The 10,991-nt window shown below is 71.8% G+C and carries 12 protein-coding genes and 1 pseudogene; all 13 read right to left on the bottom strand.

The features are described from left to right. Window positions 1-217 (bottom strand): sigma factor-like helix-turn-helix DNA-binding protein (locus FVA95_RS25800; RefSeq protein ID WP_193564260.1); only part of this gene is annotated, 217 nt, incomplete at its 3' end. A 55-nt stretch (window positions 218-272) separates the two neighbouring features. Further along, on the bottom strand, window positions 273-503 hold the full coding sequence (locus FVA95_RS25795; RefSeq protein ID WP_240051735.1) for a nitrile hydratase subunit alpha: 231 nt from the start codon (window positions 501-503) through the stop codon (window positions 273-275). Window positions 504-506: 3 nt separating this feature from the next. Continuing rightward, window positions 507-1,211 carry a nitrile hydratase subunit beta gene (gene nthB / locus FVA95_RS25790; RefSeq protein ID WP_149666445.1) on the bottom strand — a complete coding sequence of 235 codons (705 nt, stop codon included), beginning with the start codon at window positions 1,209-1,211 and terminating at the stop codon, window positions 507-509. Then, window positions 1,208-2,752 carry an amidase gene (locus FVA95_RS25785; RefSeq protein WP_149666444.1) on the bottom strand — a complete coding sequence of 515 codons (1,545 nt, stop codon included), beginning with the start codon at window positions 2,750-2,752 and terminating at the stop codon, window positions 1,208-1,210. The genes nthB and FVA95_RS25785 overlap by 4 nt, the downstream gene beginning before the upstream one ends. A 122-nt stretch (window positions 2,753-2,874) precedes the next feature. Continuing rightward, window positions 2,875-4,305, bottom strand: a complete 1,431-nt coding sequence (locus FVA95_RS25780; protein WP_149666443.1) for a substrate-binding protein — start codon at window positions 4,303-4,305, stop codon at window positions 2,875-2,877. 28 nt (window positions 4,306-4,333) lie between these two features. Next, window positions 4,334-4,708, bottom strand: coding sequence for a helix-turn-helix transcriptional regulator (locus tag FVA95_RS25775; RefSeq protein ID WP_149666442.1), 375 nt, complete (start codon window positions 4,706-4,708; stop codon window positions 4,334-4,336). Window positions 4,709-4,800: 92 nt separating this feature from the next. Beyond that, window positions 4,801-5,772, bottom strand: a complete 972-nt coding sequence (locus FVA95_RS25770; protein ID WP_161992449.1) for a DUF3048 domain-containing protein — start codon at window positions 5,770-5,772, stop codon at window positions 4,801-4,803. A 31-nt stretch (window positions 5,773-5,803) separates the two neighbouring features. Beyond that, entirely contained in the window at window positions 5,804-6,616 is an 813-nt protein-coding gene (locus FVA95_RS25765; RefSeq protein ID WP_161992448.1) for an IclR family transcriptional regulator, read from the bottom strand. Window positions 6,617-6,935: 319 nt separating this feature from the next. After that, entirely contained in the window at window positions 6,936-7,994 is a 1,059-nt protein-coding gene (locus tag FVA95_RS25755; protein ID WP_205015991.1) for an enoyl-CoA hydratase/isomerase family protein, read from the bottom strand. An 11-nt stretch (window positions 7,995-8,005) separates the two neighbouring features. Continuing rightward, the gene (locus FVA95_RS25750; RefSeq protein WP_240051734.1) at window positions 8,006-9,415 is read right to left on the bottom strand and encodes an AMP-binding protein; all 1,410 of its coding nucleotides are present in this window, start codon (window positions 9,413-9,415) and stop codon (window positions 8,006-8,008) included. Then, window positions 9,385-9,786 carry a hypothetical protein gene (locus FVA95_RS31820; RefSeq protein WP_193564424.1) on the bottom strand — a complete coding sequence of 134 codons (402 nt, stop codon included), beginning with the start codon at window positions 9,784-9,786 and terminating at the stop codon, window positions 9,385-9,387. Before FVA95_RS31820 ends, FVA95_RS25750 begins: the two co-directional genes overlap by 31 nt. Window positions 9,787-10,418: 632 nt before the next feature. Next, window positions 10,419-10,646 (bottom strand): hypothetical protein, encoded by a 228-nt coding sequence (locus FVA95_RS25740; protein ID WP_149666438.1) that lies wholly within the window; start codon window positions 10,644-10,646, stop codon window positions 10,419-10,421. A gap of 165 nt (window positions 10,647-10,811) precedes the next feature. Beyond that, window positions 10,812-10,991, bottom strand: a pseudogene (locus tag FVA95_RS32255) (isocyanide synthase family protein); the annotation flags it as partial.

The raw sequence follows: 10,991 nt of genomic DNA, 5'->3' as shown, positions 1-10,991 counted from the left end.
TCCGCGGGAACTGCGCCAACAGAGCCCGCACCTGCGGCTCGACCGCATCAGCCAGCGAACCCCGCGGGCCCCGTTCCCGCCGCGGTGGGCCCGGCGCCCGCAGCGCCGAACGCACCGTGTTCCGCGCGACTCCCAGCCGGCGGGAGATCTCCTTGATCGGGACACCCTCCGCCCGATGCAGACGACGGATCTCGGACCAGTCCTCCACCGACAACACCCCCTCAGCGTCGCCCAGAAGGGGTCAATCCCAATCCGACGTCAGGGGGTCAGTCTCAGGCCGTCGTCGACAGCAGACGCTCCTTGAACTCCGGGTCGGTCCAGGCCTTCGCGACGACCTTCGCGCCGAGCTGCGGACCGACCTCGTTCTCGTAGACCTCGACGAGGCGATCGACCGCCTTCGTGGTCACGACACCCTTCTCGATGAGGACCGACTCCAGGGCCTTGACCCGTGCGGCGATCTCCTCCTGGGTGCGGAGCGGGGTGTCGGTGGGGTTCGCGGTCATGGGTCAGGCTCCCTGGGTGACGGGGACGGGGGTGAGGTACGGCTCCCACACGTCGAAGTAGTTGACGCCGTTGGGGTCCGCGGCCTCGGGACCCCACAGCTCGGCGGCCGTGAACTTGACGGTGTAGAGGTGCTCGGGGCAGTCACCGAGGCCGTTGCCGGCGGTGTCGGGGTAGAGGAAGGTGCCGTGCGCCGCGGTGATCACGCCCCGGTGGCCGCGGATGTAGCGAGCGCGGCGGGTGTGTCCGTACGGGCTCTCGTTCCCGATGACGACCTCGTCGCCGACGGAGAACCGGGCCTCCTTGTCGGACTCGCGGTTGGCGGGGAACCCATTGGTGACCGCCCAGTCGACGAACTCGACGATCTCGGTGTCGGTCTCGCGCTCGGGCAGCGGCGCGTCCGGGTTCTCCAGGTAGTACTGGGTGCGCTTCTCGAGATCGGCCGGGTCGAGGATGCCCGCGACCTCGGCGTAGTGCTCGATCGTGTGCATCCAGTGCTCGTAGTAGTTCGAGAGCAGGTACTCCGCCGGGTCCATCTTCTCGATGCCGTGGCGGAACTGGTCCACGTTGAACAGTCCGGCACGCGCGCTCTGGGCGAACATGGGGAAGACCCGCTTCTCCCACTCGGCGCGGAACACGGGCTCGCTCATGTGGTCGTTCTCGACAGGTCCGAGACCGTCGGTCCCGCCGAGGTCGAAGACTCCGTTCACTGCTGTCCTCCCACTGTGGCGAGGGCCGGCGGGGCGGGGAAGCCGCCGACGGCCTGCTCGAAGGTGTGCGCGACCCGAAGAACGGTCGCGTCGTCGAAACGCCGGCCGACGATCATCAGACCGACCGGCAGCCCGTCGACCAGCCCGGCCGGCACCGACACCGCCGGGTGGCCGGACACGTCGAACGGGGCACAGTTGCCGACCATCCCCAGCGCGGTCGGCAGATAGGTGTCCAACCCGGCGTCGAGCCCGATCAGCTCGGGCGCGGTGTAGGGCAGGGTCGGCATGACCAGCACGTCACAGCCACTCAGCGCCTGGTCGTAGGCCGCACGCAACTCGAACACGAGATTGCGGGCCATGCCGTAGTAGGCGCCGCCCCCGTGACCGAAGGTGTAGCCCCCCGACAACCCGACCAGCTTGACCGTCTTGGACAACTCGGCGCCACGGGCCAGCCGCTGACGGTGGTAGTGCCCGATCAACTCCGGATCGTAGAGACCCGGATAGTTCATGCCGTAGGCATTGCCCTCGACCATCTGGTGGGCCGCACCCTCGGTCGCGATGACGTTCCACACCGCCATCCCGTCCAGGTGCCACGGGATCGACACCTCCTGCGCGACCAACCCGGCCCCGGCCAGGGTGCCGACCGCGGCACGCACGGCCTCGTCGACGGCCGGATCGCTCTCCGGGCGGCCGAAGCCCTCGACCACGATCCCGACCCGCAACCCGGCCGCGGAGGTGTCGAGCGCGGCGAGGTAGTCGACCGGATCCAGGACAGTGGGCTGACGGGCGTCGAGCCCGTCGACACCGGCCAGGACCGTGAGCATCAGTGCGGCGTCGGACACCGTGCGGGTGATCGGTCCCAGGTGATCGATCGTGGCCTCGATCGGGAACGCCCCCGTGTACGGGACCAGCCCGTGGGTGGGCTTGTGCCCCACCGTCCCGCAGAACGCACTCGGGATCCGGATCGAACCACCCTGGTCCCCGCCCACGGCCAGATCCACCGCACCCGAGGCCACCAACGCCGCGCTCCCGCTCGACGAGCCACCAGCATTACGGCCGGTGTCCCACGGGTTGCGCACCGGCCACGGACGCGAGGTGAAACTCGCACCCGAGAAACACAGGTCCTCACACACCGACTTCCCGGTGATCGTCGCCCCCGCCGCGAGCAGCCGGGTCGCCACCGTGGCATCCCGGGACGGGACGAAACCCTCGACCGTGGCCGACCCGTTGGTCATCGGCACCCCGGCCACACAGATGTTGTCCTTCAACGCCACCGTGCGCCCGGCCAACGGACCCTCAGCGGCACCCGGCACCGACGTCGTCACATACCAACCACCGAGCGGATTGTCCGCAGGCTCCGACCAAGCCCGCTGGGGCGTCTGCGGCGCCGAGGCCCGGTAGAGCTCCTCGACCCGGTCGGACGCAGCCAGCGTCGCCGTGACCGCCGGGCCAAACTCCGCCAGCTCGGCCTCGGACAGACCGAACGCGTAGTGCTGGTTCAACGCCGCCAGCCGGGCAGCGTCGGGAGGGGGTATCGCCATCGGGGTGGTGCTCCTCACGTCGGGGGATGCGAGAAACCTAGGACCGACCCTCATCGTGTCAACGCTTGCAGACACATTGACAAGATCCGGACATGGCGACCCACGCCGGCAACACGGCGTGGTCAGGGGTGCGCGGGGCCGTCGTCCATCGATCCGAAGGTCGTGCCGCGGGCCTCCGCCAGGTACAGCGGCTGGTCGACGTGGTGCTCGCCGTGCAGGTCCAGGGTTCCGCGGGGCAGGTCGTAGCGGCCGCGCCGGATCTCGTCGGCGACGGCCACCGGGTCGGTCGAGCGGACCTGCCGGGCCGCCGCGGCCCACACGTGGATCGCCTCGAACATCGACTCCGACAGCGACGACAACGGCGGCGCCCACCGACCGAACCGCTGCCGGTACCGCTCCAGGAGCGTCCCGTTGCGCTCGGTCTGCAGGTGCTGGAAGTAGCCGGACACCCCGTGGATCCCCTCGGCCGCAGCCGGCCCGATCCGTTCGAGGGTCGCCTCGTCCATGGCGGGGCCCAGGCTCACCGTGCGGTCCCGCAGCCCCAACGCGTGGCACCGGCGCTCGAAGGCCGCGGCGTCGGCGCCGACGAAGGTGCTCAGCACGACGTCGGCACCCGATGCGGCGATCCGCTCGACGAGCGGGGTGACGTCACCGACCCCGAGGGGGGCGTACCCCTCGCCGACCAGCACCGCTCCCTGGCCGGGGAGGATCTCGCGGGCGACGGCGTTGACCGAGCGTGGCCACACGTAGTCGTTGCCCGCGAGGAACCAACGCCGGCCGCCGGCCGCGCGCATGACCGGACGGGCCGCCGTCGCGAGCTGGGTGGCCGGCCGCTCTCCCAGCCGGATCCGCAGACGGGACTCCCCGCCGCCCTCGTTCATGTTGGTGTGCACGACCAGCACGTCCTGCCCGGACAGGGCGGCCGAGACGGCGTGGTAGGTCGCCGAGGTCGTCATCAGGAAGATCGTGCGGCAGCCGGCCCTGACCAGCCGCATCGCCTCCAGGGCCCCGGTGCCGGGGTCGGTGGCGTCGTCGGCCTCCAGCAGCTCCAGCGGGCGCCCCCCGATCCCGCCCGAGGCGTCGATCTCCTCGACGGCGAGCGCGGCAACGTTCCCCACGGCCGAGGCGAACAGGCTGCCCGATCCGGAACGGCTGGTGATCACCCCGATCCGCGGTCCGTCGGCGGGGCCGTCGGGCAGCGGATGGCCGCGGCGGCGCATCAGCCACTCCAGCCCACGGCGGTCGATCTCGGCGTCGAGCCGGACGCGGGTCCCACCGGGCGCGTCGTCGAACCGCAGCCGGATGCGGCCCCGCCAGGGCTGGTCGTGGGTGATGGTGATGGCCCGGGAGACACGCAGGTCGCTGATCCGGCCCAGCACGTCCACCGGGGGCCCGCCGGCGATCGGTGCGCGCAGCGCGACCGGGGCACCGACGGCGACCCGGTCGCAGACCGCGTCGAACAGCCAGCCGGCGCCCTCAGTGCCGAACCGGTCGAAGACCACCGTCGGGGCCGCGGCAGCGAACCTCTCGACCGCGAGCGCGATCGACCCCACGGTCAGCGCCGATGTGACGACACGCCGGTCATCCGGTCGCGTCGGCCCGATACGTCATGCCCTGATCCTCCACCGCCGCCCCCATCTCGTCGAGGGTCGACTGGAACAAGGCCCGCAGCAGGGCGATCACATCGGCCGCCGCGCCGTGCGGATCGATCGCGTAGAAGCGGAACCGGCCCGAGCGTCGCTCGGTGACCAGCCCCGCGACCCGCAGCACCCGCAGGTGGGTGGACACCGCGGTGCGCCCGACGGAGGTGATGCGCTCGGCGAGGTCTCCGGCGCTGCACTCCTCCTGCTCGGCGAGCACCGTCAGGATCTCCCGGCGGACGGGATCGGCGAGCGCGTCGAAGGCGAGGCCCGCTTCCTTGCCGCCGCCGCCCGAAGCGTCATGATCTGATGACACGTCAGGGATAGTAACGTGAACCGCTCCGCGACGCGTGTCCTGTGCCCGCGACCATCACCGGGTCCGCGTGCGGGTGGCGCCCGCACGTCCGGTCACCGCGCAGCGAGCAGTACCCAGGTGCGCCCCGGACGCACGGGCATCTCACGGCCGTCGGGCGTGGTGAGGCGGAGGGGGTCGGCGACGGCGGGACGGGACCACCGTGCGGGGAAGGAACGGCCCTCACGCAGGACCTCGGCCTCGCCCGCCCCGACGGTGAGCGCGATCGGGGAGACCGAGCCGGCGCTGTCGCGGACCGACGACTCGGCGACGGCGACCCGTTGCACGACCACCGTGTCCGCCCGCACCGGTCTCCGGTCCGGACCGGAGACCGCGGTCTCGTCGCCGGTCGCGACCGTCCAGGTGTCGTCCTGCGCACTCCACGTGACGGTGACGGTGGTGGCCCCGACCCGGACGGAGCGCTGCGGGACGGGGTCACCCCCGTCCGGCTCCGGACCGAAGCGCAGGCCGATGTCCTGGACCGGCCCCGCCTGCGGCACCCGTCCGCGCAACGCCATCAGGTCCACGTAGACGTTCAGCGGCGCCTGCCGCCGGTCGTCACGCCGGAACGCCTCCGGGACGTCGCGGGGCACGACCGGGACCACCGCGGCGGCGCGGAGCCGGTCCATGACCGGTGGCGCGGCACCGGAGAAGACGAGGGCGGGCCGGCCATAGGCGCCGAGAACGCCGATGTCGGTCTCCCGGGCGCTGCGCACCGGACCCACCGAGCGCGGCAGCTGCGAGGCGAACACCGCGAGCAGCCGAGTGAGACCACCCTCGACCGGCTCGACGTAGACGACGTCGGCCGCCTCGACGCCGTCCCACGGGCGCGCCGCCGCGGTGTTGTCGATCTTCACGGCGAACACCCGCGCCCCAGGTTCGGAGGGCAGCCCGGTGAGCGGTGACAGCAGCGGCGCCGGTGTCACCGGAGCGGTCACCGGCCCCGGGACCGGTGGCGACGGTGCGCAGCCGACGGCGCCCGTCAGCACCAGCCCGAGGAGGGCTGCCACCACCGGATGTCCACGCACCGGCGCACGGTACTCCCGCACCGCCCGTGCGTCAGCGGACGAACGGCGGGGGCTCCGGCGGCAGGACGTCGAGGGCGTACCGGCGTCGGGTCGCGTCGGGGCCCAGCATCGCCGACAGCGGGCCCGCGATGTCGTCGGCGGCGGCCCGCACCGTGCCCGCGAGCCTCCGCAGACCGTCCTCGTCGACGGCGGCCTGGGGCCCGGACAGCGACAGCGCACCCATCACCTCCGACGCCGACGTCAGCGGAACCGAGATCCCACGCCGACCGGCGTGATTGGCGGCGGAGGAGAAGGCGAACCCGTCGTCGCGGATGCGGCGCAGCTCCGTGCGCAGTGCGCCGTCGTCCTCCCCCGCGCGTGCCCCCAGGACGACCTCGATCTCCGCCTCGGGAAGGTGGGCGAGGATGGCCCGGCCGCTGCACCCCCGGGTCAGCGGTGACCGCTCGCCGATCCGCGTCCGCCACGACGGGTCGTGGTCGTGCGGAGGCACGGCGGCCAGCAGCAGGACCCGGTCGTAGCCGCTGCGCACGTGCAGCCGCGCGCTCAACGACGTGCTGCCCGCGAGTCGGACCAGGACCGGGTAGGTGAGCGCGCGGAGCTCGGGCCAGGGACCGAGCAGCGCACCCAGCCCGATCGCCCGGGTCCCGACCCGGTACCCCCGGCGGCCGACGTGGTCGACGAAACCCTCCTCCTGCAGGGCCCGCAGCACGCGGTAGGTCTGGCTGACCGGTGCGCCCAGCCGCTCCGCGACGGCGGGCAGCGCCGCCGGCTGCTCCATCCCCGCCAGCGTCTCCAGGACCACGACCGAGCGTGCGAGGACCGACGTCGTCGGCGTAGTTGTCACGAGGTGCAACTTAGGTCGTCCGGCGCCGTCGCCGGACTCCGGACTGGATCCATGCACAACGACACGATCTCCGAAACGATCACCCAGACGATCACCGACCGCACCGAGCTCTTCGCCCACCTCGCCGACCCCGCCACGGCCGCGAGGTTCTTCGAGCGGGTGGCCGACGACGTGTCCTGGACGGTCGAGGGCACCCATCCCCTCGCCGGGCACTACGCGTCCAGGACCGCCTTCACCACCGCGACCTTCGACCGCCTCGGCCCGCTCATGCGGGACGGGGTCCGGCTCGAGGTGGTCGACCTGCACGTCGCGGGAGACGTCACGGTCGCCGAGTTGCACGCGACGTCGACGACGCTCGACGGAGCCCCCTTCGACAACGACTACTGCTGGGTCTGCCGGTTCGACTCCTCCGGGCCCGACGCCCGCATCGTCGAGGTCCGCGCCTACCTCGACAGCGCGATGGTCGCGTGGACGGTGAACCGCAACGAGGCGCTGAAGGCGCGCTGACCCACCGCAGAGGAGGCGGCCATGATCGGGTGCGGTCGCGGAAGGCACGCAGCCCCTCGCGCAGGTCGTCGGAGGCGACGTAGCCGGCGAACGTCTCGTACTCGAGCTCCAGGGCCTTCTCGGTCGGGAGGTCCCGGGCCGCGGTCGCGACGAGTTTCACTTCGGCCAGACCGCGTGCGCTGCGGGTCGCCAGCCGCCGGGAGAACGCGAGTGCCCGGGCCACCAGCCCGGCGGCCGGCACGATCTCCTGGACCAGACCCCACTCCCGGAAGCGCTCGGCGGGTTCCAGATCGCCGGTGAGCAGCAGCCGCCGGGCGGCATTCGCCGGGATCTTCCGCTCCAGCCGGACCGCTCCTCCGCCACCGGGCAGCACCCCGTAGCGGAGGTGGCCGTCGCCCATGCGTGCCTCCGCGGCCGCGAACACCACGTCGCATGCCAGGACCAGCTCGAATCCACCGGCGATCGCGGTGCCGTTGACCGCGGCGACGACGGGCAGCCGGGAGGTCTCGAGCCTGCGGAAGGTACGCCCGGCGCGCCGGACGAAGTCCAGGATCTCGCCCTGCCGTCCGTCGAGCCGCTCCAGAAGCTGCCCGAGGTCGGCGCCGGCGCAGAAGGCCGCCCCCGCCCCCGTGATCACCATGGCGCGGATGCCCTCGTCCGCCTCCGCCTCCTCGACGGTCTCCTCGAGGAGGTGCAGGAGTCCGTCGGAGAGTGCGTTGAGCCGCTGCGGCCGGTTGAGACGGACCAGCGCGACCGAGTCGACGACCTGCAGCTCGATCAGGTCCCCACGTCGCTCGACCGCCTCACCGCGGCCACGCGCCGAACCGGGCGCGACGGAGGTGCGACCCGGACCGGTCTCCGTGTGCTCCACCCGGTGCTCGGTCAGGCCTGCGCGAAGAGGGCGTGATGCTGCCGGCGGAGCTTGTACTTGAGGATCTTGCCGCCCACGGTCTCGGGCAGGGCGTCGGCGAACACGACCGCCTTGGGCGTCTCGTAGCCCCCCAGCTTCGCCCTGCAGTGCGCGAGAATCTCCTCCTCCGCGGCTTCGGCTCCCTCACGCAGCACCACGACCGCCGTGACCGCCTCGCCCCAGTGCTCGTGCGGCAGGCCGATCACCGCCGCCTTCTCGACCGCCGGGTGCCCGTGCAGGACGGACTCCACCCGCAGACTGGAGACGTTCTCACCACCGGACTTCACGATGTCCTTGAATCGGTCGACCATGATCCGCAGGCCGTCCTCGTCGACCGAGGTGCTGTCCCCGGAGTGGAACCAGCCGCCGCGGAACGCCTCCCGGGTCGCCTGCTCGTCCAGGTAGTAGCCCGCCGTGACGACGGGGCTGCGGTACACCGCCTCCCCCGGGACACCCGGGCTCCGACGCACCGACGCGCCCGTCTCGTCGACGACGTCGGAGGCGAGCAGCGGGCTCGGGACGCCGACGTAGTTGACGGCCGGGGCGGTGCGCTCGTAAATCTCGTGCCAGCGGGCGGGCCAGAACCGGTGGCAGGCGATCGCCTCGGTCTGTCCGAAGATCCCCAGTGCAACGAGCCCGGGGGCCTCGGCCTGCAACGCCGCGTACACCGCGGGCTCGAGTGCGCCCCAGCCGTAGACCAGCACGGTCAGGCTGGACAGGTCCGCGCCGGTACGGCGGGCCTCGGCGACGACGGCCGTGACGAACTGCGGGGAGCCCGCCCACAACGCGGTGGGGCGCTCGGCCGCGACCGTCGCGGCGACCTGGTCGGGCACCGGGCGGCGTCCCAGGACGAGCGACCCACCCGCCAGGAACGCGGACAGGGTGAAGATCTGGTCGCCCACGTGGTAGATCATCGGCAGGTGGGTGGCGACCCTGAGGTCGGCCTCCACCGCAAGCCCACGGGTCAGCGACACCGTGAAGTTCAGGGCGGCGAGATGGCTCGAGCCGTGCGAGATCATCGCGCCCTTGGGCATCGCCGTGGTGCCCGAGGTGTAGAGGATCTGCCAGATGTCGTCGGAGTGGATCTCGACGTCGGGCTCGGTGGTCGGCATGCCGTCCAGGAACGCCCCGAATGCCACACTCCCCGCGACCGGGTCGCCGCCGATGGTGATCGTGGCGCCGACCCGCAGGCCGGTCGCGGCGAAGGCGGCCTCGGCGCGCGGCCACAGCTCGGCGTCGACGATGGCCAGACCCGGTTCGACCTGACGGATCAGGTGCTCGAGCACGTCCGGGGCGAGGGCCGGGTTGACCGGCACCGCCACCATCCCCGCCTTCGCGACACCGATCTTCGTCAGGTAGGAGCCGTCAGTCCCGTCCTCCATCTCGCGCTGGTGTTCGGCAACTGCCCGGCACCGTCCTGCGGATCGCGGCCGAGGTCGGGGAACAGGTCGAGCAAGGTGCGGTCGTCGTGTCGGCGATGCTGCCGGAGAAGCAGTTCACGCTGCACTTCGACGACATGCGGTTGCCGGTTCATCGGCGTGCTGGGGGGCGCTGCGGACGTTCCGCTACCGGCGCGATCGGCAGCAGGCGCGAGATGGGCCTCGACCGAGTTCTCGCTGAACAGGGGAACCCTTGCCCCGGGCTCGAGCCCCGCAGCCGCCAGGGCGTGGGCGACCTGGCCGGTGATCTCGTCCGCCTCGCGGTAGGTGACGCTGCCGAGAGTCGGCGCATAACGAGCGCCGGAAGCCGGCACAGCCTCTTACGGGCCGACATGGGGGCGTCGCCGTCGACATCGCAAGTGATCTACGTTCACTTGGCGCGGCCTACCTGACAGACCTTCTCCGTGGGCCTGCTGCCTCACTGCGGGGCCGACACAGCCATCCGTGGAGACCGCACGGAGCGCGCACAGCCTCGCGGCGCCACGGACGGCTACGCGGCGAGGAGGGCCCGACCGAGCGCGGGCACACGATCGATCCGCAGATGACCTCGCCAGGGGTGAGAACACGGCCGTCGCAGCCTTGCCTGACCCGACGAGCGCACTCGTGCTCGCCCGGCGTCCGCTGGTCGACGCGATGCACCGAGCCAGAACCTCGACCCCCACCCGTCCTGCCGAATCGGCCTCGTGAGGACCGAGGCGCTGCCCGACGGCGCGAGTCGCCACGCCACTCCGAGGGACGACGGAGAAGGGCTTGACCGGAGTGACGGCGATGGTTAACTTCGCACCCGCGAAACGTGAACGGCCTGAACGCCAGAGGGACGGCGAAGGATCGGGACGAGCGGGAGGGTGATCATTAGAGAAGCCCCCGGACATCTGGATCAGTAGAAGTGTCTCTGTAGTTGCGGGGCCCAGCCATCAGGCTGGGCCCCGCACGGCGTCATGGGTGGTCATCGACGGCTGCGGGCAGTGCCCACGTACTTTCCCAGCGCAAAGGCAAGCCCGATCAGCACGAGCGCAACGACGCCGCCGATCACTCCACGCACGAGTGGGGAGTACTCACCGAAATGGTTCTGGACCACGGTGGCGATCAGCAGTACGGCAACCCTGCACCTGTGGCCGGGTAGGACTTCGGCACCTTCTTGTCCTTGTCCGAACAGGTGGACTCGTTCACTCACGTGCCCCCTCTCCCCGTGACTTCCGCTCCTTGTGGCGCAGACCTGACCGGAGTGCTCGTCGGGAACGGGTGCCGCTCACGTGAACCGTCGACTGCTCGTAGCACAGGCTGCGCCACCGGCGTCCGGCGGTGGAACGGGCACCCCGCCGGAGGGAGGCTCGCGTGATCACGGCGACCCTCCCGTACGGGACCGGCCAGAGGCGACGTGGTCCGGTCGTCCCGCGCGGCTGACCAGAGCACCCGAACGCCGGGCCCGGTCGGCCCGCTGGAGCGCCCAGGTCCCGTCCGGGCCGCGTACTGCGCACGAGTGCCACGGGGTCATCCACGTGTCGTCGGCCGGGACCAG

Origin of the sequence: Pseudonocardia sp. EV170527-09 (assembly GCF_008369905.1) — a bacterium.
GTDB lineage: Bacteria > Actinomycetota > Actinomycetes > Mycobacteriales > Pseudonocardiaceae > Pseudonocardia.
Note: the sequence above shows the minus strand (reverse complement) of the source record. Positions and strands in the feature narration are given on the sequence as shown.